This window comes from Variovorax sp. GW821-FHT10D07, from assembly GCF_059415325.1.
Window position 1 is genome coordinate 38,043 of record NZ_JBWKMZ010000004.1, and the last position, 23,682, is coordinate 61,724.

Genomic DNA, 23,682 nt, shown 5'->3' on the forward strand with positions numbered 1-23,682 from the left:
GCCGCCGCCGGGGCGCAGCAAGAAAAAAGGCGGAGGGGAAGCCGCCAACAGGCCGGGAGACACGCGCTTCCGGGTTCCAGACGTCCGCCCGCGTTCGCGGGCCCGCATGAGGGAGATGTTCGATGAGGTTTCGCAACGCAGGCCGCGCGCGGCAACACGCCGGGGCTTTGACCCCCTGGGCCCTGGCCGGTGCCCTGGCTCTCGCGGGGCTGCTCGCCGGCTGCGGCGGTGGGGGCGGCGGCGGAGGCGGTGGCCTGCCGTTCATTCCGGGCCCGGGCGGCGGCACGCCCGGCGACGACGACGCGATCGTCGCCTCCTCGAGCGTGGCCGGCCAGTGCGCGGCGCCGCGCGGCGGCATCAACCCGGCCACCGGCATCGGCTACCCCGACCGCGCCGGTTCGCTGGCGATCGAGAAGCGCTGGGTGCGCGCCTGGATCGACGAAACCTACCTCTGGTACAACGAGGTGCCGACCACGCTGAAGGCGGCCGACTATGCGACGCCGGTGGCCTACTTCAACGTGCTGAAGACCCCGCTCACCACGTCCTCGGGCCGGGCCAAGGACCGCTTCCACTACATCTACGACACCGAGGTCTACCGCCAGCTGTCCGAGGCCGGGGTCTCGGCCGGCTACGGCATCGAGTTCGCGTTCGTGCGCAACTCGCGTCCGCGCGACCTGCGCGTGGCCTTCACCGAACCGAACTCGCCGGCCGCCAACGCCGGCATCGCGCGCGGCGCCAAGATCCTCGAGGTCGACGGCATCAGCGTGGTCAACAGCACCAACACCACCGCCATCAACAACGCGCTCTCGCCCGACGACCTCGGCGAGTCGCACAGCTTCAAGCTCGAGGAGGCCGGCGGCGCCACGCGCACCGTCACGCTGACCTCGGCGCGGATCACGCGCACGCCGGTGCAGAACGTGAAAACCGTCGACACGCCGAGCGGGCGCGTCGGCTACCTGCTGTTCAACGACCACATCACGACCTCCGAGGCGCAGCTGATCTCGGCCATGAACAAGTTCCAGGCCGACGGCGTGCAGGACCTCGTGCTCGACATGCGCTACAACGGCGGCGGCCAGCTCAACATCGCGAGCCGGCTCGCCTACATGGTGGCCTCGCCGGCCGCGACCGCGGGCAAGACCTTCGAGCGGCTGGCTTTCAACAACAAGAGCCCGTTCGGCCTCCAGCCGCCGCTGCCTTTCCTCGGCACCTCGCGCAACAGCCAGCCGCTGCCGCAGCTCGGCCTGTCGCAGGTCACGGTGCTCACCAGCCCCGACACCTGCTCGGCCAGCGAGTCGGTCATCAACGGCCTGCGCGGCGTGGACGTCCGGGTCAACCTCGTGGGCGGCGCCACCTGCGGCAAGCCCTATGGCTTCTATCCGCAGGACAACTGCGGCACCACCTACTTCGCGATCCAGTTCCAGGGCGTGAACAACAAGGGCTTCGGCGACTACGGCGACGGCTTCACGCCCAACTGCACGGTGGCCGACGACTTCGCGCATGCGCTGGGCGACCCGAGCGAGGCCCGCTTCTCGGCCGCGCTCGCGCTGCGCAGCACCGGCAGTTGCCCGGTGCCGGTCGCGGCCGCGGCGCGCGCCGCACCGGGGCTCGAGAAGGCGGAGGCGGCGCCGGACGCGGGTCCGACGCTGCTGCTGCGCTCGCCGCTGCGCGAGAACCGGTTGATCGAGACCGACTGATCCACCGGCTGGCGCCGCTTCACCGGCGCCTTCCTTGCCGAACCGAGAACGGGCCCGACGGGCCCGTTTTCACGTGTCCGAGCGCGCCCGCCGCGCGCCATCCGCCTCGCGGAAAACCCCTAGGCCCCGGGCCTTGCCTGCGCCGTGCCCTCGCGCCCAGAATTCGGCAAACGTTTGCGCAAACGTTTTCGTTCGAGCGTCCGTTCGACGGCTTCCCCCTGAAAAGACACCACTATTCCAAGGAGAGAGAGAAATGCAGATGCCCAGAAGACGATGGATCGTGTCGGCCCTGTCGGCCGCGGTGCTCACCGCCTGCGGCGGCGGTGGCAGCAACGGCTTCGCGTTCGTGCCGACAGGCAGCGCACCGCCGCCCCCACCCCCGCCGCCTCCGCCGCCACCCCCTCCGCCGGCGCGCAAGATCATCATCGACAGCGACTACAACACGATGAGCGACGACGGCCAGCTCGGCGCCATGGCCGCGCAGCTGCAGGCCGAGGGCAAGGTCGACGTGCTGGGCATCAGCGTGGTGTCGGGCAACAAGTGGCTGCGCCAGGGCGTGGCCGAGGCGCTGAAGTCGGTCGAGCGGCTCGGCGTGGGCGAGCGCATCGGCGTCTACGTGGGCGAGAACTACGCGCTGAACCACACCAAGGCGGACATCGACGCCGAGATGAAGGCCGGTGCCGGCGGCGACGGCTACCTGGGCGCCTGGAGCTCGCCCGAGCCCAAGAGCGACGCCGACCTGGTGCCGATCCCCGACGGCTTCGCCACCCACACCAAGGTGCAGGCCAAGGGCGCGGTCGACTTCCTGATCGACGCCATCAAGGCGAACCCGAAGGAGGTCAGCATCCTCGCGATCGGCCCGCTCACGAACATCGCGCTGGCCGCCAAGCGCGCGCCCGAGATCGTGCCGCTGATCAAGGAGATCATCTACATGGGCGGCGCGGTCCACGTGGCCGGCAACACGACCAAGACGGCCGAGTTCAACTGGTGGTTCGATCCCGACGCGGCGCAGTACGTGGTGCGGCTGCCGATCCCGCAGGTGGTGCTGCCGCTGGACGTGACCGACACCGTGCTGATGACCAAGGCCATCTACGACAAGATCGCGCACCCGGCCACGCCCACGCCGGTCACCGAGGTCTTCCGCAAGGAATGGTTCGCGGACTCGTTCGAGACCAAGCCGGGCTACACCTCGAACATCTGGGACACGCTGACCATCGCCTACCTGCTCGACCCGAGCTACGCGACCGAGGTCAGCGAGGAGTACGTCGACGTGATCGCCAAGCCCGGCGATCCCGAGAACGGCCGCTCGGTCGGCTATGCCACGCCGCCCGCGGGCGTGCCGCTGCAGAAGATGAAGGTGGTGAAGAAGTTCGACAACGCGCGCTTCTACGACCTCTACGTCGACCTGCTCACGCGGCCGGTGCCGGTGAAGCTGCCGGTCACGAACTGAGGCCGTAGCGCGCGGTGGGTGGGCCGGCTAGAAGGCCGAGCACACCCGCAGCACCTCGCTGCCGTAGGCCTCGAGCTTCTTCGTGCCGATGCCGCTGATGCCCTTCAGGTCCTCGAGCGTGGCCGGTGCCCGCTCGGCGATCGCGGCCAGCGTGGCGTCGTGGAAGATCACGTAGGCCGGCAGGTTGTGCTCGCGCGCCACCTCGGCGCGCCAGGCCTTGAGCGCGTCGAAGCGTGACTGGCCCTGCGCGTCGAGCGTGGCCGCGGCCGGCGAGGGCGCGCCGCGCGCGGTCTTCTCGCGCCGTGCCTTGCCGCCGCGCGTCGTCGGCGAGGAGATCGATTCGCGCAGCGACACCGTGGTCTCGCCGCGCAGCACCGCGCGCGAGCCCTCGGTGAGCTTGAGCGTGTTGTAGGCCTCGGCGTCGACCGCCACCGCGCCGATCGCGATCAGCTGGCGCAGCACGCCGCGCAGCTGCACCTCGCTGAATTCCGCGCCGAGCCCGAAGGTGCTGATGCGCTCGTGGCCGAACTGCTTGACCTTCTCGGTCTCCTTGCCGCGCAGGATGTCCATCACGTGGCCGGCGCCGAAGCTGATGCCGCTTTGCTGCTGCACGCGGTAGACGGTGGACAGCAGCTTGCGCGCCGCGTCGGTGCCGTCCCAGACCTGCGGCGGCGCGATGCAGTTGTCGCAGTTGCCGCAGGGCGTGCTCTGCTCGCCGAAGTAGCCCAGCAGGCGCACGCGCCGGCAGTCGCTGGCCTCGGCCAGCGAGAGCAGCGCATCGAGCTTGCCGCGCATCACCTGCTTGAATTCCTCGCCGGCCGGGCTCTCGTCGATCATGCGGCGCTGGTTCACCACGTCCTGCAGGCCGTAGGCCATCCAGGCCTGGGCCGGCTCGCCGTCGCGGCCCGCGCGGCCGGTCTCCTGGTAGTAGCCCTCGATGTTCTTGGGCATGTCGAGGTGGGCCACGAAGCGCACGTCGGGCTTGTCGATGCCCATGCCGAAGGCGATGGTGGCGCACATCACGATGCCTTCCTCGCGCAGGAAGCGGTCCTGGTGCGCCTGGCGCACCGAGGCGTCGAGCCCCGCGTGGTAGGGCAGGGCGTTGATGCCCGCGTCGCGCAGCGCCACCGCCACGTCTTCCACGCGCTTGCGCGACTGGCAATAGACCACGCCGGCATCGCCCTCGTGCTCGCGCTCGATGAAGCGCAGCAGCTGCGTGGTGGCTTCCTTCTTCTCGACGATGGTGTAGCGGATGTTCGGCCGGTCGAAGCTCGAGACGAACTGCTGCGCCTGCTCGAGCTGCAGCCGCTCGACGATGTCGGCGCGCGTGAGCGCGTCGGCGGTGGCGGTCAGCGCGATGCGCGGCACGCCCGGGTAGCGCTCGTGCAGCACGGTCAGCGCGCGGTACTCGGGACGGAAGTCGTGGCCCCACTGGCTCACGCAATGCGCCTCGTCGATCGCGAACATCGACAGCTTGCCGCGCGCGGCCAGCGCATCCATCAGCTCGAGGAAGCGCGGCGTGGTCACGCGCTCGGGGGCGGCGTACAGCAGCGTGACCTCGGCGCGCGCCATGCGGCGCTCGACGTCCTGCGTCTGCTGCCAGTCGAGCGTGGAATTGAGGAAGGCGGCGTCCACGCCGGCCTCGTGCAGCGCGCCGACCTGGTCGTGCATCAGCGCGATCAGCGGCGACACCACCACCGCGATGCCGTGCCCGGCGCGCTGGCGCGCGATCGCGGGGATCTGGTAGCACAGCGACTTGCCGCCGCCGGTGGGCATCAGCACCAGGGCGTCGCCGCCGCCGGTCACGTGGTCGACGATCGGGGCCTGCGGACCGCGGAAGGCGGCGTAGCCGAAGACCTCGTGCAGGATCTGCGCGGGGTCGGCGGAAGGTGAATTGGACAAGGCGGCGGGCTGGGTGGCGACGGAAGGGGTCGATTGTCGCCGCAGCGCAGCACGCGCGCCGCCGCGGTCGCGGGGCCGGGCGCGACCGCCCGTCGGCCTGGGTGCCAAGCCCGGCTGGCACGCCGTTTGCAAGCGGTCGGCATTCGCCTGAAACGCCTGTATAGACAGCATACTGGTGCATGCGTCGGGCGGTTCGCACCAATACAAGGTGCGCTCCGCGCCGGCTTGCACCGTTCTCGCCGCGGCTTTTTCGGGTTATCCTGTATATACAGGGGTGTTCAGGCGAATGACACTGCGGCCGCGCACCACGGAAAGCTCCGACGGGCGCTGCCAGCCGATTCAATTGACGCTTCACACGAACAGGAGGGCCTCGATGGCCAAGACAGTCGCAAAGATCGCCACGCTGCTGGCAGCCGGTGCATGCATCGCGGGCGCGGCCGGGGGCGCCGCCGCCCAGACCAAGATCACGCTCGGCATGTCGGGCTGGACCGGCTTCGCGCCGCTGTCGCTGGCCGACAAGGCCGGCATCTTCAAGAAGAACGGGCTCGACGTGGAGCTCAAGATGATTCCGCAGAAGGACCGCCACCTGGCGCTGGCCGCGGGCGCGATCCAGTGCGCCGCCACCACCATCGAGACGCACGTGGCCTGGAACGCCAACGGCGTGCCGATCGTGCAGATCTTCCAGATGGACAAGTCCTACGGCGCCGACGGCATCGCGGTGCGCAACGACGTCAAGAGCTTCTCCGACCTCAAGGGCAAGACCGTGGGCGTGAGCGCGCCCGGCACCGCGCCTTACTTCGGCCTGGCCTGGATGCTGTCGAAGAACGGCATGAGCATCAAGGACGTGAAGACCGTCTCGCTCGAGCCCCAGCCGGCCGCGCAGGCCTTCGTCGCGGGCCAGAACGACGCCGCCATGACCTACGAGCCCTACCTGTCGACCGTGCGCGCCAACCCGCAGGCCGGCAAGATCCTCGCGACCACGCTCGACTACCCGATGGTGATGGACACCGTGGGCTGCGCGCCGACCTGGCTCAAGGCCAACGCCAAGGCCGCGCAGGCGCTGACCGACTCGTACTTCGAGGCGCTCGAGATGATCAAGTCCGACCCGGCCAAGTCCAACGAGCTGATGGGCAGCGCGGTCAAGCAGAGCGGCGAGCAGTTCGCCAAGTCCTCGGCCTACCTGCGCTGGCAGGACAAGGCGGCGAACCAGAAGTTCTTCAGCGCCGAGCTGACCCAGTTCATGAAGGAGTCGGTGCCGATCCTGCTGGAGGCCGGCGTGATCCGCAAGGCGCCCGAGGACCTGGCCGTGACCTTCGACGCGAGCTTCATCAAGTAAGCCACCCAGCCACAACGACGAAGCGCCACGCATCGCCCGCCATGGAAGCGACGACCGTCATCCCCTCCGCGCCAGCCGCTCCCGCGGCGGCCTCCGTTCCCCCCGCCGCCGTGCTCCCCGCCGCCGTGCCCGCCGCCGCGCGGCGCCGCCGCGCGATGGCGCCGCTCGAACCCGTGAGCCCGCGCGCGCGCTGGATGCTCGGCGTCGGCTTCTTCGTGCTGTTCTTCGCCGTCTGGGCCTTCTTCACGCTCGGCGGTTTCGTCTCGCCGACCTTCCTGGCCAGCCCGGTCACGATGCTGCGCGAAGGCTGGCTGCTGTTCACCGAGTACAACTTCATCCAGGACATCGGCATGACGGTGTGGCGCGTGGTCGGCGGCTTCGTGCTGGCCTCGGTCATCGCGGTGCCGCTGGGCATCGCGATGGGCGCCTACAAGCCGATCGAGGCCTTCCTCGAGCCCTTCGTCTCGTTCTGCCGCTACCTGCCGGCCTCGGCCTTCATTCCGCTCCTGATCCTCTGGGCCGGCATCGGCGAGAGCCAGAAGCTGCTGGTGATCTTCATCGGCTCGGTGTTCCAGGTGATCCTGATGGTGGCCGTGACCGTGGGCAGCGCGCGCAAGGACCTGGTGGAGGCGGCCTACACGCTGGGCGCCAGCAGCCGGGGCATCGTGCGCCGCGTGCTGATCCCGGGCGCCGCGCCCGGCATCGCCGAGACCCTGCGCCTGGTGCTGGGCTGGGCCTGGACCTACGTCATCGTGGCCGAGCTCATCGGTTCCTCCTCGGGCATCGGCCACATGATCACCGACAGCCAGGCGCTCCTGAACACCGGCCAGATCATCTTCGGGATCATCGTCATCGGCGTGATCGGCCTCGTGTCCGACTTCGCCTTCAAGGCGGTCAACCGCCGCCTCTTCGCCTGGAGCACGCTGTGAGCACCATCGTCAAGCCGGCCCAGTTGTCGATCCGCGGCGTCTCGCGCACCTTCACCGGCACGCGTGGCCAGCGCACGCAGGCGCTGCTGCCGGTCGACTTCGAGGTGCGCGAGAACGACTTCGTCACCATCCTCGGCCCCTCGGGCTGCGGCAAGTCCACCCTGCTGCGCATCGTCGCGGGGCTCGACTTCCCGACCACCGGCGAGGTGCTGCTCGACGGCCAGCCGATCGAGGGCCCGGGCGCCGACCGCGGCGTGGTGTTCCAGAGCTACACCCTGTTCCCCTGGCTCACGATCGCGCAGAACATCCGCTTCGGCCTGCGCGAGCGCGGCATGAGCGAGGCCGAGCAGAAGGAGCGCAGCGAGTTCTTCATCGCCAAGGTCGGCCTGCGCGGCTTCGAGCACCACTATCCCAAGCAGCTCTCGGGCGGCATGCAGCAGCGCACCGCGATCGCGCGCGCGCTGGCCAACGACCCCAAGATGCTGCTGCTCGACGAGCCCTTCGGCGCGCTCGACAACCAGACCCGCGTGCTGATGCAGGAGCTGCTGCTGGGCATCTGGGAGTCGGCGCAGAAGACGGTGCTGTTCGTCACGCACGACATCGACGAGGCCATCTTCATGGCCAACCGCGTGGCCGTGTTCAGCGCCCGGCCCGGCCGCATCAAGACCGAGATCGCGGTCGACTTCCCGCATCCGCGCCACTACACGATCAAGACCTCGCCCGAGTTCATGGAGATCAAGGCCCGGCTGACCGAGGAGATCCGCGCCGAATCGATGGCGGCGGCGGAGCATTGAGACCATGAAGCGCGACCTGCCGTCCTCCGCACCGAACCCCGCCGGCGCCCCTGCGGCCGCGCCGTCGCTCGCGCTCTATGCGCAGGTCAAGGACCACATCTCGCGCAAGATCCAGGACGGCACCTGGCCGCCCGGCCATCGGCTGCCGTCCGAGCACGAGCTGGTGGCGCAGTTCGCCATCTCGCGCATGACGGCCAACCGCGCGCTGCGCGAGCTCTCGGAGCAGGGCCGCATCGTGCGCGTGGCCGGCGTGGGCAGCTTCGTGGCCGAGAACAAGCCGCAGTCCACGCTGCTGCAGATCGCCAACATCGCGAGCGAGATCCGCCAGCGCGGCCACGATTACCACTGCGAGTTCATCGCGCTCGAGCGCATCGCCGCCTCGCCCGACATCGCCGTGTGGCTCGACCTGCGGCCCGGCGAGTCGGTGTTCCACACCGTCTGCCTGCACCTGGAGAACGGCACGCCGGTGCAGATCGAGGACCGCTACGTCAATCCGCGCGCCGTGCCCGAGTTCCTCGACCAGGACTTCTCGGTCGTCTCGCCCGGCGAGTACCTGGTGCGCAACGTGCCCTTCGACCAGATCGAGCACGTGGTCGACGCGGTGCTGCCCACCGCCGAACAGGCCGAGCGCCTCGACATGCCGCCGGCCGACCCCTGCCTGCTGCTGACCCGCCGCACCTGGACCCGCGACCTGCCCGTGACGCTGGTGCGCTGCCTGCACCCGGCCTCGCGCTACCGGCTCGGCAGCCGCTTCCGCGTCGACGGCAACCAGGCCTTCGGCTGAACCCACGCTCGCCATACCGGCCTTCGATTTTTTTCGCACCTACTTGTATATACAGGATCGCACCATGAAGCTTGCTCCCCACGCCGCCACCGAACCGCTCGTGCTCTCGCCCGGCGAGGTCGACCTGCCCGCGCTGCGCCGCATCCATGCGGGCGGCGCGCGGCTCGAGCTCGCCGGCGCCGCGCGCGCCGGCCTGCTGGCCGCCCAGGCCACCGTGCGCCGCATCGTCGAGGCCGGCGAGGTGGTCTACGGCATCAATACCGGCTTCGGCAAGCTCGCGCAGACCATCATTCCGCCCGAGCGCCTGGCCGAGCTGCAGCGCAACCTCGTGCTCTCGCACAGCGTGGGCACCGGCGTGCCGCTGCCCGACGGCGTGGTGCGGCTGGTGCTCGCCACCAAGGCCGTGAGCCTGGCGCGCGGCCATTCGGGCGTGCGGCCCGAGATCGTCGACGCGCTGCTCGCGCTGTTCAACGCGGGCCTGCTGCCGCGCATCCCGAGCAAGGGCTCGGTCGGCGCCTCGGGCGACCTCGCGCCGCTGGCCCACATGGCCTGCGTGCTGATCGGCGAGGGCGAGGTCGGCACGCCCGAGGGCGAGACCATCGGCGGCACCGAGGCCATGCGCCGCATCGGCCTCGCGCCCTTCGTGCTCGGCCCCAAGGAAGGCCTGGCGCTGCTCAACGGCACGCAGGTGTCGACCGCGCTCGCGCTGGCGGGCCTGTTCGGCGCCGAGGACGTGTTCGCGGCCGGCCTGATGGCGGGCGCGCTCTCGCTCGAGGCGATCCAGGGCTCGATCAAGCCCTTCGACGCGCGCATCCACGCCGCGCGCGGCCAGCCGGGCCAGATCGCGGTGGCGGGCGCGGTGCGCGCGCTGCTCGAGGGCAGTGACATCGTGCCCTCGCACGCCGACTGCGGCCGCGTGCAGGATCCGTACTCGATCCGCTGCGTGCCCCAGGTCATGGGCGCCTGCCTCGACAACCTCGCGCATGCGGCGCGGGTGCTGCGCATCGAGGCCAACGCGGCCTCGGACAACCCGCTGGTCTTCAGCGACACCGGCGACGTGATCTCGGGCGGCAACTTCCACGCCGAGCCCGTGGCCTTCGCGGCCGACATCATCGCGCTGGCGGTGAGCGAGATCGGCGCCATCTCCGAGCGCCGGCTCGCGCTGCTGCTCGACTCGGGCCTCTCGGGCCTGCCGCCCTTCCTGGTGCGCGACGGCGGCGTCAACTCCGGTTTCATGATCGCGCAGGTCACGGCCGCGGCGCTGGCCTCCGAGAACAAGTCGCTGGCCCATCCGGCCAGCGTCGACAGCCTGCCGACCTCGGCCAACCAGGAAGACCACGTGTCGATGGCCACCTTCGCGGGCCGCCGCCTGGCCGAGATGGTCGACAACACCGCGGTGGTGGTCGGCATCGAGGCCATGGGCGCCTGCCAGGGCATCGAGCTCAAGCGCAACGCCGACAGCCCGCGCAGCTCCGCGCTGGTCGAGGCCGAGTTCGCCGCCATCCGCGAGCGCGTGGCCTTCATCGAGCAGGACCGCTTCATGGCGCCCGACGTGGAAGCCATGCGCCTGTGGGCCCGCCGCGGCGACTGGGCCGCGCCGCTGGCCGCCGTGCTGCCGAGCCGCGCCTGAACCTTCCCCGATTCTTCGTCCGACCTTCCTTGCCATCGAAAGGACTCCCGCCATGAACGCACCCGACAAATTCATCGCCGCCAACGCTGCCACCGGCGCCGATCCGCGCCACGACCCCACGCGTGTGATCCGCGCCCCGCGCGGCAGCCAGCTGAACTGCAAGAGCTGGCTCACCGAGGCGCCGTTCCGCATGCTGCAGAACAACCTCGACCCCGAAGTGGCCGAGCGGCCGCAGGACCTCGTGGTCTACGGCGGCATCGGCCGCGCCGCGCGCAACTGGGAATGCTTCGACCAGATCCTCGCCTCGCTGAAGGAGCTCGAGGACGACGAGACCCTGCTGATCCAGTCGGGCAAGCCGGTGGGCGTGTTCAAGACGCACGAGAACGCGCCGCGCGTGCTGCTCGCCAACTCGAACCTGGTGCCGCAGTGGGCCAACTGGGAGCACTTCAACGAGCTCGACCGCAAGGGCCTCTTCATGTACGGCCAGATGACGGCCGGCAGCTGGATCTACATCGGCAGCCAGGGCATCGTGCAGGGCACCTTCGAGACCTTCGTCGAGGCCGGCCGCCAGCATTACGACAACAGTCTCGCGGGCAAGTGGATCCTCACGGCCGGCCTCGGCGGCATGGGCGGTGCGCAGCCGCTCGCGGCCACGCTCGCGGGCGCGGTCTCGCTCAACATCGAGTGCCAGCAGTCGAGCATCGACTTCCGCCTGCGCACCCGCTATGTCGACAAGCAGGCGCGCGACATCGACCATGCGTTCGAACTGATCAAGCAGCACTGCGACGCCAAGGAAGCGGTGTCGATCGCGCTGCTGGGCAACGCGGCCGAGATCCTGCCCGAGCTGGTGAAGCGCGCGAAGGCCGGCGGTCTCAAGCCCGACCTCGTGACCGACCAGACCTCGGCGCACGACCTGATCAACGGCTACCTGCCCGCGGGCTGGAGCGTGGCGCAATGGCAGGCCGCGATGAAGGACGAGTCGCAGCATGCCGCGCTCAAGAAGGCGGCCGCGCAGTCGTGCGCGGTGCACGTGCAGGCCATGCTCGACTTCCAGGCCATGGGCATCCCGACCGTGGACTACGGCAACAACATCCGCCAGGTGGCCTTCGACGAGGGCGTGAAGAACGCCTTCGACTTCCCGGGCTTCGTGCCGGCCTACATCCGGCCGCTGTTCTGCGAGGGCAAGGGCCCGTTCCGCTGGGTCGCGCTCTCGGGCGATCCGGAAGACATCTACAAGACCGACGCCAAGATCAAGGAGCTATTCCCCGAGAACACCCACACGCACCGCTGGCTCGACATGGCGCGCGAGCGCATCAGCTTCCAGGGCCTGCCAGCGCGCATCTGCTGGCTCGGCCTGGGCGAGCGCCACAGGGCCGGCCTGGCCTTCAACGAGATGGTGAAGTCGGGCGAGCTCAAGGGCCCGATCGTGATCGGCCGCGACCACCTCGACACCGGCTCGGTCGCCAGCCCCAACCGCGAGACCGAGGCGATGAAGGACGGCACCGATGCCGTGAGCGACTGGCCGCTGCTCAACGCGCTGCTCAACACCGCGGGCGGCGCCACCTGGGTCAGCCTGCACCACGGCGGCGGCGTGGGCATGGGCTACTCGCAGCATTCGGGCGTGGTGATCGTCTGCGACGGCACCGACGCCGCCGCCAAACGCATCGAACGCGTGCTGTTCAACGACCCCGCCACCGGCGTGATGCGCCATGCCGACGCGGGCTACGACATCGCCGTGGCCACCGCGAAGAAGCAGGGCCTGAAGCTGCCGATGATCAAGGGCTGAGCATGGCCGGCGGCACGCAGCGCTTCTCGCGCGCCAACTTGCCCGTCACGCCGTGGAAGAACGGCGGCGGCACCACGCAGGAGATCGCCTGCTGGCCGGCCGGCGCCGGGCTCGAGGACTTCGGCTGGCGCGTGAGCATCGCCAGCATCGCGCAGGCCGGGCCGTTCTCGCGCTTCGCGGGCATCGACCGCAGCATCATGCTGCTCGAGGGCGACGGCGTGCGGTTGCGCTCGGCCGACGGCGCCATCGACCACCGGCTCGACGCGCCGCACCGGCCCTTCGCCTTCAGCGGCGACATCGCGCTCGACTGCACGCTGCTGGGCGGCGCCTCGAGCGATTTCAACGTGATGACCCGCCGCGGCGCCTGGCGCGCCGAGGTGCGCGTGCTCGAGGGCGCCACGGCGCTCGAGGCCGCGCCGCACGGCGTGCTGCTCGCGCTGCGCGGCGGCTGGCGGCTCGATGCCGGCGGCGCGGCGTGCCGCGAGGGCGAGGGCCTGTGCTGGTCCGATGCACCGCGCGGCTGGCAGCTCGAGCCCGAGGACGCGACGGCACGCCTCGTGGCCGTGCGCATCGTTCCCGCCTGAGGCCGCAACCCGAGACCACAGACCCATGACCCTCTCCCATCCTTCCGCCGACGGCCTCTGGACCGGCCTGCGCCTCGCGCCGGGCGCCGCACCCGGCATCGAATCGGACGATGCCGCCCTCGTCGTCGCGCAGGGCACGATCCGCTGGGTCGGCGCGCGCGCGGCGCTGCCGGCCGAGTACGCCGCATTGCCCGTGCATGACGGCGGCGGCGCGCTGGCCACGCCGGGCCTGGTCGACTGCCACACCCACCTGGTCTACGGCGGCCAGCGCGCCAACGAGTTCGCGATGCGGCTCGCGGGCGCGAGCTACGAGGAGGTGGCGAAGGCCGGCGGCGGCATCGTCTCCTCGGTGCGCGCCACGCGCGAGGCCGACGAAGACGCGCTGTTCGCCCAGGCCGCGCCGCGGCTCGAGGCACTGCTGGCCGACGGCGTCTGCGCGATCGAGATCAAGTCGGGCTACGGCCTCGCGCTCGCGCACGAGCGCAAGCAGTTGCGCGTGGCGCGGCGGCTCGGCGAGCACTACGGCGTGACGGTGCGCACCACCTTCCTCGGCGCCCACGCGCTGCCGCCCGAATACGCGGGCCGCAGCGGCGAGTACATCGAACTGGTCTGCCGCGAAATGCTGCCGGCGCTCGCGGCCGAGGGGCTGGTCGACGCGGTCGACGTGTTCTGCGAGCGCATCGCCTTCTCGCTCGACGAAACCGAGCGCGTGTTCCAGGCCGCCCGGGCGCTGGGCCTGCCGGTCAAGCTGCATGCCGAGCAGCTCTCGGACATGGGCGGCGCCGCGCTGGCCGCGCGCTACGGCGCGCTGTCCTGCGACCACATCGAGCACCTGTCGGCCGAGGGCATCGAGGCGATGCGCGCGGCCGGCACCGTGGCCGTGCTGCTGCCCGGCGCCTACTACACGCTGCGCGACACCCACCTGCCGCCGATCGAGGCGCTGCGCGCCGCGGGCGTGCCGATGGCGATCTCCACCGACCACAACCCCGGCACCTCGCCCGCGCTGAGCCTGCTGCTGATGGTCAACATGGCCTGCACCCTGTTCCGCCTCACCGTGCCCGAGGCGCTGGCCGGCGTCACCGTGCATGCGGCGCGCGCGCTCGGCCTCGAGGCCACGCACGGCGCGATCGCCGCGGGCCGGCCCGCGAACTTCGTGCTCTGGTCGGTGCGCGACGCGGCCGAGCTCGCCTACTGGTTCGGCCAGCGGCCCGTGCGCACCGTGGTGCGGCAGGGCCATATCGCCGTCAAAGCCGTGGGAGCCTCGGCATGACCCGCGCGCTGTTCGCGGCCGACGCGCTGCTGCCCACCGGCTGGGCGAAGAACGTGCTGCTGGCATGGAACGCGGCCGGCCAGCTCGTCGAGGCAAGGGCCGGCGCCGACAAGCCCGCCGATGCCGACACGGCCAACGGTCCCGTGATCCCCGGCATGCCCAACCTGCATTCGCACGCCTTCCAGCGCGCCTTCGCGGGCCTGACCGAGCACCGCGCCGAACAGCAGGACAGCTTCTGGAGCTGGCGCACGCTGATGTACCGCTTCGCCGCGCGCCTCGGCCCGTGGCAGATGGAGGACATCGCGACCTGGCTCTATGCCGAGATGCTCGAGGCCGGCTACACCAGCGTCTGCGAGTTCCAGTACGTGCACCACGACGCCGACGGCAAGCCCTATGCCGACGACGCCACGCTGAGCCGCGCGCTGCTGCGCGCCGCGCACAAGACCGGCATCGGCTTCACCCTGCTGCCGGTGCTCTACCAGACCAGCGGCTTCGGCGGCCTGCCGCCCAACGAGGGGCAGCGGCGCTTCATCCGTTCCACCGACTCGATGCTGCGGCTGCTCGAGGCGCTGAAGCCCGCCTGCGACGCGCAGGGCGCGCGGCTCGGCCTCGCGCCGCACTCGCTGCGCGCGGTGCCGCCCGACGCGCTGCGCGAGGCGCTCGCGGGGCTCGATGCGATCGAGGCCGGCGCGCCGGTCCACATCCACATCGCCGAGCAGACCAAGGAGGTCGACGACTGCGTCGCCTGGAGCGGCCAGCGCCCGGTGGCGTGGCTGCTCGACCATGCGCCGATCGACGCGCGCTGGTGCCTGGTGCATGCCACGCACATGGACGCCGACGAATACCGGCGCGGTGCCCGCAGCGGCGCGGTCGCCGGCCTCTGCCCGACCACCGAGGCCAACCTCGGCGACGGCCTGTTCGACTTCGCGGCCTGGCGCCAGCACGGCGGCGCCTGGGGCCTGGGCTCCGACAGCCACGCCTGTGTCGATGCGGCCGAGGAGCTGCTGATGCTCGAGTACGGCCAGCGCCTGCGCACGCGCCAGCGCAACGTGGGCGCGACCGCGGCGCAGCCGCAGGTGGCGACCGCGCTCACCCTGCAGGCGGTGCAGGGCGGCGCGCAGGCCGCGGGCCGCGCCATCGGCGGCCTCGCGGCGGGCCAGCAGGCCGACTTCGTGGTGCTCGATGCGCAACGGCTCGCGCTGCAGGGGCTGTCGGCGCCCGACATGCTGTCGGCGCACGTCTTCGCGAGCCACCGCACCCGCGCCATCGACGCCGTATGGGTGGCGGGCCGCCCGCGCGTTGCCGCCGGGCGCCATGCGCTGCATGCCGAGGCCGCGTCCGCCTTCGTGGCCGCGCGCACCCAACTGCTTCAAGACTGAGGAACCCACGCCATGAGCTTCACCACCACCGAACCGGCCTTCCGCTTCCGCCAGGGCACGCGCCCGCTGCTGATCTCGATGCCGCACGTGGGCACCCACGTGCCGGGCGCGCTGCTCGCGCGCTTCACCGAGGAGGCGCGCCATGTGCCCGATACCGACTGGCACCTCGAGCAGCTCTACGACTTCGCCGACGCGCTCGGCGCCTCGGTGCTGGTGGCCACGCACTCGCGCTACGTGATCGACCTCAACCGTCCGCCCGACGGCGCCAGCCTCTACCCGGGCCAGAGCGTCACCGGCCTGTGCCCGGTCGACACCTTCGACGACACGCCGCTGTACGCCGCGGGCGACCTGCCCGGCGAGGCCGAGATCGCCGCGCGGCGCGAGGCGATCTGGCAGCCCTACCACGCGCAGCTCGCGGCCGAGCTGGCCCGGCTCCAGGCCGCGCACGGCACCATCGCGCTGTGGGACGCGCACTCGATCCGCTCGGTGCTGCCGCGCTTCTTCGAGGGCAAGCTGCCCGACCTCAACCTCGGCACCGCCGACGGCAAGAGCTGCGACCCCGCGCTCGCCGCCACCTTGCTGGGCATCGCGACATCGAATCCCGGCTACACCGGCGTGCTCAACGGCCGCTTCAAGGGCGGCCACATCACGCGCCAGTACGGCAACCCCGCGGGTGGCGTGCATGCGGTGCAGCTCGAGATGACGCAGTCGAGCTACATGCAGGAAACGCTGCCCTTCGCCTACCTGCCCCAGGTGGCGGCCGGTGTGCAGCCGCAGGTGCGCCGCATGCTCGAGGCGGTGCTCGACTTCGTCGAAGGCCGCGGGTGAGCCGGCAATGAGCGAGGAGGCCTTTCTCGCCGCGCTCGGCGAGGCGCTGGGCGCCGGCCAGGTGCTGCGCGGCGAGGCCATCGCCGAGCGCCGCCGCAGCGACTGGAGCGGCGTGGCGCCGGTGCTGCCGCTGGCACTGGTGCGCCCGCGCGACACGCGCGAGGTGGCGGCCGTGCTGCGCCTCTGCAGCGAGCACCGCGTGCCCGTGGTGCCGCAGGGCGGGCTCACCGGGCTGGCCGGCGCGGCGGTGCCGTGCGCGGATGCGATCGCGCTCTCGCTCGAACGCATGAACGCCATCGAGTCGCTCGATGCCGCCGCCGGCACGCTGACCGTGCAGGCCGGCGCGACCCTGCAGTCGGTGCAGGAGGCGGCCGCCGCGCAGGGCCTGCTGTTCGGCGTGGACTTCGGCGCGCGCGGTTCGTGCCAGATCGGCGGCGCGCTGTCGACCAACGCGGGCGGTAACGGCGTGCTGCAGTTCGGGATGATGCGCGAGCAGGCGCTGGGCCTGGAGGTGGTGCTGGCCGACGGCCGCGTGCTGCCGATGCTGCGGCCCATGCTCAAGAACAACACCGGCTACGACCTCAAGCAGTTCTTCATCGGCGCCGAGGGCACGCTGGGCGTGATCACGCGCGCGCTGCTGCGGCTGCATCCGGCACCGCGCGCCAAGGCCACGGCGCTGGTCGCGCTGCCGGACTTCGAGGCCGCGCTGGTGCTGCTGCGCCGGCTCGGCGCGCGCTTTCCGGGCGCGCTGGCGGCCTTCGAGCTGATGTGGCGCGACTTCGTGCAGACCTCGCTGCGCTGGCAGCAGCTGCGCGAGCCCTTCGACGCGGTGCATCCGCTGGTGGCGCTGGTCGACGTGACCGGCGAGGACGAGGCCGCGCTGCGCGAGGCGCTCGAGGCGGCGCTGGCCGGCGCGATGGAGGAGGGCGCGGCGGTCGATGCCGCCATCGCCCAGTCGCAGTCGCAGGCGCGCGCCTTCTGGAAGATCCGCGAGGCCACGGCCGAGCTGCCGGTGCACATGCATCCGCCGATCAACCTCGACGTGAGCCTGCCGATGGCCGCCATCGGCCGCTTCGCCGACGACTGCCGCGCGGCGCTCGATGCACGCTGGCCCGGGCACCATTCGCTGTTCTTCGGCCATGTGGGCGACAGCAACCTGCACGTGACCACCGATGGCCAGGCCATCGGCGGCGAGGCCGAGGCCTTCGAGCGCATGGTCTACGCGCAGGTCGAGGCCCGCGGCGGCAGCATCTCGGCCGAGCACGGCATCGGCCTGCACAAGAAGCCCTACCTGGGCGCAAGCCGCAGCCCCGACGAACTCGCTGCGATGCGCGCCATCAAGCAGGCGCTCGATCCCCTCCACCTGCTCAACCCCGGCAAGGTATTCGACCTGTGAACACGACCGCCATCCATGCCCTCGCGCGGCCCGAAGTCGCGCCGCTGCCGGCCTACAACGCCGGCCTGTCCTCGGAGGCCGTGCGCGCGCGCTACGGCGTCGACGAAATCGCGCGGCTCGCGAGCAACGAGAACCCCTACGGCGCGAGCTCCGCGGTGGCGCGCGCGCTGGTCGACCTGGCGGCGCGCGCGGGCACCTACCCCGATGCCCATTGCACCGCGCTGCGCGCCGCGATCGCCGAACGCTGCGGCGCGCAGCCGTCGGAACTGGTGATCGGCAACGGCTCGGAGGACATCCTCCAGATGCTGTGCCAGGCCTTCCTGGGCCCGGGCGATCGCGTGCTCACGCAGCGCCCGGCCTTCGGCCTGCACGAGATCTATCCGCGCATGATGGGCGCGCAGGTCGAGTTGCTCGCGCTCACGCCCGAACTGGGCTTCGACATCGAGGCCTGGTGCGCGGCGCTCGCCCGCGGCCCCAAGCTGGTGATGCTGGCCAATCCCTCGAACCCGGTCGGCTGCATGTTCGACACGCGGGACTTCGAGCGCCTGCTGGCCGCCGTGCCCGCGGGCACGCTGCTGGTGGTCGACGAGGCCTACTACGAATACGCGCGGCTCGCGAGCGGCTACCCCGACGTGCTCGCGCGGCTGCGCGGCGAAGCGGTGGCCTTTCCGTGGATCGTGCTGCGCACCTTCTCCAAGGCCTGGGGCCTGGCGGGCCTGCGCGTGGGCTACGGCATCGCGTCCGACGCGGCGCTGGTGCAGTTGCTCGACCGCGTGCGCACGCCCTTCAACGTGAACCTCGCGGCGCAGGCCGCGGCGCTCGCGGCCTGGGGTGACGAGGCCTGCATGCAGGCGGTCGTGGAACAGACGGTGCGGCTGCGCGACGCGCTGGCCGCGCAGCTGCGCGCGCGCGATTGGCCGGGGCTGCGCATCGCGCCCTCGGCGGCCAACTTCCTGTTCATCGACCTGGGCCGGCCGAACGGGCCGGTCAACGAGGCGCTGCTGGCGCGCGGCATCATCGTCAAGCCGTGGAAGGAGCCGGGCTTCGAGCGCTTCATCCGCGTCTCGGTCGGCGCGCCGCACGAGCTCGAGCGCTTCGTCGCCGCGATGGACGCGATCATGTCGAAGGCGCCATGAGGCTCTTTCGCGGCTGGGGCGTCGTCGCGGCGGCCCATGTGCTGCTGGCGCTGGTGTTCGGCGCCGCCTATTCCTTCGGCGCCTTCTTCGCCGGCATCCAGGCCAGCTTCGGCGCCGGCCGCTTTCCGGTCGCTTCGCTGTTCTCGGCCACCGCGCTGCTCTATTACATCGTCGGCGCCTTCTCGGGCGCGCTGGCCGACCGCTTCCCGCTGCGCGCGGTGGTCGGCACCGGCATCGTGCTGCTCGCGGCCGGCTTCGCGCTGGCCAGCCTGGCGCCGTCGCTGGCCGTGCTGTTCGCGCTGTTCGGCCTGTTCGTCGGCTTCGGCGTCGGGCTGGTCTACGTGCCGGCGGTGGCCGCGGTGCAGCGCTGGTTCGTGCGCCGGCGCAGCCGGGCCTCGGGGCTGGCGCTGGCCGGCACCGGGCTCGGCACCTTCGTCGGGCCGGTGACGGCCGGCGCGCTGCAACAGCACCTGTCGTGGCAGGCCACGATGCAGCTGTTCGCGCTCGGCATCCTGCTGCTCGGCGGCGTGGCGGCCTGCGCGATCCGGGCCCGGCCGCAGGAGCTCGGCCTGCTGCCCGACGGCGATCGGGTGTCCGCGTCGGCGGGCGCGCCGGTCGAGACCGGCCTGCGCTGGCGCGAGGCGGTGCGCGGCGCCTGCTTCTGGTGGTACTTCGCGGCCATCGGCTGGGGCTCGATCGGGCTGTTCGTCGCGCTGGTCCACGTGGCGCCGGCGGCGCAGGGACTGGGCATCGGCGCGGCCGATGCCACCTTGCTGATCGGACTGATCGGCGTGGGCAACGTCGGCGGCCGGCTGGTGCTCGGCGGGCTCGGCGACCGGCTCGGCGCGCGCCGGCTGCTCTCGCTGCTCACGCTGGCGCTGGCCGCGCTGCACCTGCTGTGGTGGGCGGCCGGCGGCTTCGCGGCGCTGGCGCTGTTCGCGCTGCTGTTCGGCGCGGCCAACGGCGGCTGCATCGCGCTCTATCCGGCGCTGGCGGCGCGCTGGTACGGCACGCGCGCGCTGGGCGCCATCCTCGGCACGCTCTACATCGCGGTCGGCGTGGCCGCCTCGATCGGTGCCAGCGCGGCCGGCCTGCTGTTCGACCTGCGCGGCAGCTACGACCTGGCCATCGGCGCCAGCGGCCTGCTGGCGCTGCTGTCGGTCGGCTGCCTGGCGCGCGCGGCGCGGCACGCGCCGGGCTGAAGTCCCGAAGACCGCTTCGGCGGTGCGGCGGGGCGCGTTTTCTACAATCCGGACCCATGAAGCCGATCGTCTACACCCGTGCCCAGCAACTGCCCGAGATCCTCGGGCGCCGCATCGCCATCCTCGATGGCGCCATGGGTACCATGATCCAGCGCTTCAAGCTCACCGAGGCCCAGTACCGCGGCGAGCGCTTCAAGGACTTCGAACGCGACGTGAAGGGCAACAACGAGCTGCTGTCGCTGACCCGGCCCGACGTCATCTCCGACATCCACGAGGGCTACCTCGCGGCCGGCGCCGACCTGATCGAGACCAACACCTTCGGCGCGACCACCATCGCGCAGGAGGACTACAAGATGGCGCACCTGGCGCGCGAGATGAACCTCGAGTCCGCGAAGCTGGCGCGCGCGGCCTGCGACAAGTACTCCACGCCCGACAAGCCGCGCTTCGTGGCCGGCGCCCTCGGCCCGACGCCCAAGACCGCGAGCATCAGCCCCGACGTCAACGATCCGGGCGCGCGCAATGTCGATTTCGAGGCCCTGCGCGCCGCCTACTACGAGCAGACCGAAGCGCTGGTCGAGGGCGGCGCCGACGTGATCCTGGTCGAGACCATCTTCGACACGCTCAACGCCAAGGCCGCGCTGTTCGCGGTCGACGAGTACTTCGAGAACAGCGGCGAGCGGCTGCCGCTGATCATCAGCGGCACCGTGACCGACGCCTCGGGCCGCATCCTCAGCGGCCAGACCGTGACCGCCTTCTGGCACAGCGTGCGCCATGCGCGGCCGCTGGCCATCGGCCTGAACTGCGCGCTGGGCGCGGCGCTGATGCGCCCCTACATCCGGGAGCTGGCGCGCGTGGCCGACGACACCTTCATCAGCTGCTACCCCAACGCGGGCCTGCCCAACCCGATGAGCGACACCGGCTTCGACGAGACGCCCGACGTGACCTCGCGCCTGCTGCACGAGTTCGCGGCCGAGGGGCTGGTCAACATCGTCGGCGGCTGCTGCGGCACCACGCCCGACCACATCGCGGCCATTGGGCGCGCGGTGTCGCCGGTGGCGGGGCGGCTGCTGAACAATGCGGCGGGGTTCTACAAGGAGGCCGCCTGAGCCCTTCGCGGACCGGGGCGCTCAGCCTTCGGCCGGCCAGGGGTTGAGCAGCTTCGCGCCGCTTCTCTCGAAATCGCACAGGTTGCGCGTGACCAGCGTGAAGCCGTGCGCCAGCGCCGTGGCCGCGATCATCGAATCGCGGTAGTTGCGCGGATCGGGAACGTGCATCGGCGCGCACAGCAGCGCGGCTTCCGCCCCGAAAGGAAGAATCCGGCCGTCGAAGGCTTCGCGCAGGGCGTCGAACCATCGGCGCAGCGATCCGCCCTGCGGCGGCGAGCGGCGCTCCATCCGCAGGATGCCCGTCTCGATCTCCAGCACGGTGATCGCGCTCAGGAAGAAGTGGCGCTGCGGGATCGAGGCGGCCCATTCGCGCACGGCGGGCGACGGGTTCGGCTTGCCGTGCCGGAGTTCCGACACGACGTTGGTGTCGAGGACGTACATCAGCCGAGGTCCGGTGTCTTCGGCACGATCTCGGCGCGCGGCGGATCGAAGGGTTCGTCGTCCGTGGCGGGCAGGCTGTCCATGAGGGCGAGCAAGGACTCCTCGGCTTCTCCGCTTTCGCGGCGGTAGTCCTCGATGCGCTGGAGCACGTACTCGGGCACGCCGCGGTTCGTGATGTAGACCGGCCCGTGGGTGGCCGCACGCTTGGCGGCGGCCACGTCGCGGGTGAAGTCCCGGCTGGAAATGCTGGTGATGGTCATGGCAGCTCCCTGGTCTAGTTTGTTTGTATGTTATGACAATCAGTGGGCGCGCGTCAATCCACCCCCATCGACTTGGCCGCCACCCGCTCGCGCGAAATCAGCGCCACGAAGCGCTGCGCCCCCAGTCCCAGCGGCCGTTCGCGCGACCACACCACGTCCACCCACAGGTTCAGGCCGTTGCTGAGGTTCTCGAGCGGGATCTCGACCAGCGCGCCCGCCGCCACGTGTGGCCGCACGAAATTGCGCGGCAGCCAGCCCCAGCCGACGCCGGCGGTGATCAGGCTCAGGGCGGCCAGCGCGTTGTCGGTGCGCCAGAGGTGGCGCGCGAACACGCTGCGCGGGTCCATGGCCGTGACCAGGTCGCGGCCGGCCACCACGATCTGGCGGGTGGCGATCAAGTGCTCCTCGCGCAGGCGGCCGCCGGGCGCGGCGGCCAGCACCGGGTGGCCCGGCGCCATCACCGCGACCATGGTGTCGCTGCCCACCTCCTGGAAGCCCTCGCGCCCGTCGAGGCTGGGCCGCTCGAACACCAGCGCGAGCTGGGCCCGGCCGCTGTGCAGCAGCGCCAGCGCATCGGCCTGCGGCGCGGCCAGCACCTCGACCTGCAGCAGCGGGTACTCGTGCGCCAGCTCGGCCAGCGCGCCGCTCCAGGGCGCGGCCAGCAGCTCGGGCGCGATCGCGAGCGTGAGCCGTTCCTCCAGCCCCTGCGTGAGCGCCAGCGCCTGCGCGTCGAGCTGGCGCAGCTGTGCGGCCAGCGAGCGCGCCTGCGGCTCGAGCGAGCGCGCGGCGGCCGTGGGCCGGGGCTCGCGGCCCTTGCGGTCGAACAGCTGTAGGTCGAGCTCGGCCTCGAGGTGGGCGATGGCCATGCTGACCGCCGACGGCACGCGGCGCAGGGCGCGGGCGGCGGCCGAGAAGGAGCCGTGGTCGATCACGGCCAGGAAGACCTCGACGCTGTCGCTGGAGAAGCTCATGGCCGCCTCATGGGGGGGTCGATCTTTCAATAAAACTGAAACAAGTTGACTTTTTATATCAGCAAGAGACACATAAAGTCCACGGATCGCAGTCACACAACAAGCCAAGAGAGTCCGTCATGCAGGGAATCCAGCGTCGCATCGTCTACATCACCCTCTACGAAGGGATCGCCATCGTGGCCGCCAGCGCCGGGCTGGCGCTGCTGACGGGCGCCGGCCTCGGCCATTCGGGCGCGCTGGCGGTGGCGGCCTCGGTCATCGCGGTGATCTGGAACCTGATCTTCAACAGCCTGTTCGAGCGCTGGGAGGCGCGCCAGGCGGTGCGCGGGCGCAGCCTCAAGCGCCGCATCGCCCATGCCATCGGCTTCGAGGGCGGCCTGATCGGCCTGCTGGTGCCGATGTTCGCCTGGGGCCTGGGCATCTCGCTGTGGCAGGCGCTGGTGATGGACCTGGGGCTGGTGGTCTTCTTCCTGGTCTACACCTTCGTCTTCAACTGGGCCTTCGACCGCGCCTTCGGGCTGCCGGCCTCGGCGGCGCCGGTCGCGCAGGCGGCCTGAGCCTTCCCGGCGGCCCGCGGATACACCCGCGGGCCGTTGGCACGGCCGGCAGCCGGTAAAATCGCCACCCCTTCCAAGGAGCGTTGCAGCGGCGGCGCGCGAGACCCGGCTCGGGTCCGCGCACCCGCCGTCAGGCTTGGAAGGCGCCTTCTCGCAGAACCTGCCCGGAAGGCCCGGTTGCAACGACGCTCACCTGACGTGTCTTCCCCTGCCCAGGTGAGCCCCATGAGCGATGTCCCCGCGCCTT

Annotated in this window: 21 protein-coding genes and 1 riboswitch; of the genes, 17 read left to right on the forward strand and 4 right to left on the reverse strand. The window is 71.3% G+C overall.

Going from position 1 to position 23,682, the window contains the following annotated elements; translation table 11 throughout:
• Window positions 1-122: 122 nt before the first annotated feature.
• Together AC07PU_RS14635 and AC07PU_RS14640 are read left to right on the forward strand one after the other, a co-directional pair.
• Complete coding sequence (locus AC07PU_RS14635; RefSeq protein WP_495318371.1) at window positions 123-1,694, forward strand: S41 family peptidase; 1,572 nt, start codon at window positions 123-125, stop codon at window positions 1,692-1,694.
• 259 nt (window positions 1,695-1,953) lie between these two features.
• A complete protein-coding gene (locus AC07PU_RS14640; protein WP_495318373.1) occupies window positions 1,954-3,144 on the forward strand; it encodes a nucleoside hydrolase in 1,191 nt (396 codons plus the stop codon).
• A 27-nt stretch (window positions 3,145-3,171) separates the two neighbouring features.
• On the opposite strand, the gene recQ is transcribed toward AC07PU_RS14640, so the two are convergent.
• Entirely contained in the window at window positions 3,172-5,046 is a 1,875-nt protein-coding gene (gene recQ, locus AC07PU_RS14645; protein WP_495318375.1) for a DNA helicase RecQ, read from the reverse strand.
• A 373-nt stretch (window positions 5,047-5,419) separates the two neighbouring features.
• On the opposite strand from recQ, the gene AC07PU_RS14650 reads away from it, so the two are divergent.
• The 14 genes from AC07PU_RS14650 to AC07PU_RS14715 all read left to right on the forward strand — a co-directional run bounded on the left by AC07PU_RS14650 (window position 5,420) and on the right by AC07PU_RS14715 (window position 21,206).
• Entirely contained in the window at window positions 5,420-6,382 is a 963-nt protein-coding gene (locus AC07PU_RS14650; RefSeq protein ID WP_495318377.1) for an ABC transporter substrate-binding protein, read from the forward strand.
• Window positions 6,383-6,423: 41 nt separating this feature from the next.
• Window positions 6,424-7,311: an ABC transporter permease gene (locus AC07PU_RS14655; protein ID WP_495318380.1), complete on the forward strand. Its 888-nt coding sequence runs from the start codon at window positions 6,424-6,426 to the stop codon at window positions 7,309-7,311.
• Between the two features lie 5 nt (window positions 7,312-7,316).
• Window positions 7,317-8,105 carry an ABC transporter ATP-binding protein gene (locus tag AC07PU_RS14660; RefSeq protein WP_495318921.1) on the forward strand — a complete coding sequence of 263 codons (789 nt, stop codon included), beginning with the start codon at window positions 7,317-7,319 and terminating at the stop codon, window positions 8,103-8,105.
• 4 nt (window positions 8,106-8,109) lie between these two features.
• Entirely contained in the window at window positions 8,110-8,889 is a 780-nt protein-coding gene (hutC, locus tag AC07PU_RS14665) for a histidine utilization transcriptional repressor HutC (RefSeq protein WP_495318382.1), read from the forward strand.
• A 64-nt stretch (window positions 8,890-8,953) separates the two neighbouring features.
• Complete coding sequence (gene hutH / locus AC07PU_RS14670; RefSeq protein WP_495318384.1) at window positions 8,954-10,519, forward strand: histidine ammonia-lyase; 1,566 nt, start codon at window positions 8,954-8,956, stop codon at window positions 10,517-10,519.
• Between the two features lie 52 nt (window positions 10,520-10,571).
• Window positions 10,572-12,305 (forward strand): urocanate hydratase, encoded by a 1,734-nt coding sequence (gene hutU / locus AC07PU_RS14675; protein ID WP_203203652.1) that lies wholly within the window; start codon window positions 10,572-10,574, stop codon window positions 12,303-12,305.
• A gap of 2 nt (window positions 12,306-12,307) precedes the next feature.
• Window positions 12,308-12,889: a HutD/Ves family protein gene (locus AC07PU_RS14680; RefSeq protein WP_495318386.1), complete on the forward strand. Its 582-nt coding sequence runs from the start codon at window positions 12,308-12,310 to the stop codon at window positions 12,887-12,889.
• A gap of 25 nt (window positions 12,890-12,914) precedes the next feature.
• Window positions 12,915-14,159: an imidazolonepropionase gene (gene hutI, locus AC07PU_RS14685; RefSeq protein ID WP_495318388.1), complete on the forward strand. Its 1,245-nt coding sequence runs from the start codon at window positions 12,915-12,917 to the stop codon at window positions 14,157-14,159.
• Window positions 14,156-15,538 (forward strand): formimidoylglutamate deiminase, encoded by a 1,383-nt coding sequence (locus tag AC07PU_RS14690; protein ID WP_495318390.1) that lies wholly within the window; start codon window positions 14,156-14,158, stop codon window positions 15,536-15,538. Before hutI ends, AC07PU_RS14690 begins: the two co-directional genes overlap by 4 nt.
• 12 nt (window positions 15,539-15,550) lie before the next feature.
• Entirely contained in the window at window positions 15,551-16,366 is an 816-nt protein-coding gene (hutG, locus tag AC07PU_RS14695) for an N-formylglutamate deformylase (RefSeq protein WP_495318392.1), read from the forward strand.
• Window positions 16,367-16,373: 7 nt separating this feature from the next.
• Window positions 16,374-17,762 carry an FAD-binding oxidoreductase gene (locus AC07PU_RS14700; protein ID WP_495318394.1) on the forward strand — a complete coding sequence of 463 codons (1,389 nt, stop codon included), beginning with the start codon at window positions 16,374-16,376 and terminating at the stop codon, window positions 17,760-17,762.
• Window positions 17,759-18,898 (forward strand): histidinol-phosphate transaminase, encoded by a 1,140-nt coding sequence (locus AC07PU_RS14705; RefSeq protein WP_495318395.1) that lies wholly within the window; start codon window positions 17,759-17,761, stop codon window positions 18,896-18,898. Before AC07PU_RS14700 ends, AC07PU_RS14705 begins: the two co-directional genes overlap by 4 nt.
• A complete protein-coding gene (locus AC07PU_RS14710) occupies window positions 18,895-20,100 on the forward strand; it encodes an MFS transporter (protein ID WP_495318397.1) in 1,206 nt (401 codons plus the stop codon). Before AC07PU_RS14705 ends, AC07PU_RS14710 begins: the two co-directional genes overlap by 4 nt.
• A 56-nt stretch (window positions 20,101-20,156) precedes the next feature.
• Window positions 20,157-21,206 carry a homocysteine S-methyltransferase family protein gene (locus AC07PU_RS14715; protein ID WP_495318399.1) on the forward strand — a complete coding sequence of 350 codons (1,050 nt, stop codon included), beginning with the start codon at window positions 20,157-20,159 and terminating at the stop codon, window positions 21,204-21,206.
• A gap of 21 nt (window positions 21,207-21,227) precedes the next feature.
• Here AC07PU_RS14715 and AC07PU_RS14720 read toward each other — a convergent pair whose 3' ends face one another.
• The 3 genes from AC07PU_RS14720 to AC07PU_RS14730 are packed head-to-tail and all read right to left on the reverse strand — an operon-like array spanning window position 21,228 to window position 22,878.
• Entirely contained in the window at window positions 21,228-21,647 is a 420-nt protein-coding gene (locus AC07PU_RS14720; RefSeq protein ID WP_495318401.1) for a type II toxin-antitoxin system VapC family toxin, read from the reverse strand.
• Complete coding sequence (locus AC07PU_RS14725) at window positions 21,647-21,907, reverse strand: prevent-host-death protein (RefSeq protein WP_495318403.1); 261 nt, start codon at window positions 21,905-21,907, stop codon at window positions 21,647-21,649. Before AC07PU_RS14725 ends, AC07PU_RS14720 begins: the two co-directional genes overlap by 1 nt.
• A gap of 53 nt (window positions 21,908-21,960) precedes the next feature.
• Window positions 21,961-22,878 (reverse strand): LysR family transcriptional regulator, encoded by a 918-nt coding sequence (locus tag AC07PU_RS14730; protein ID WP_296781953.1) that lies wholly within the window; start codon window positions 22,876-22,878, stop codon window positions 21,961-21,963.
• A gap of 119 nt (window positions 22,879-22,997) precedes the next feature.
• Here AC07PU_RS14730 and AC07PU_RS14735 point away from each other — a divergent pair, with 119 nt between their 5' ends.
• A complete protein-coding gene (locus AC07PU_RS14735) occupies window positions 22,998-23,435 on the forward strand; it encodes a PACE efflux transporter (RefSeq protein ID WP_093343867.1) in 438 nt (145 codons plus the stop codon).
• Between the two features lie 69 nt (window positions 23,436-23,504).
• Window positions 23,505-23,633: riboswitch (S-adenosyl-L-homocysteine riboswitch) on the forward strand.
• Window positions 23,634-23,682 lie beyond the last annotated feature (49 nt).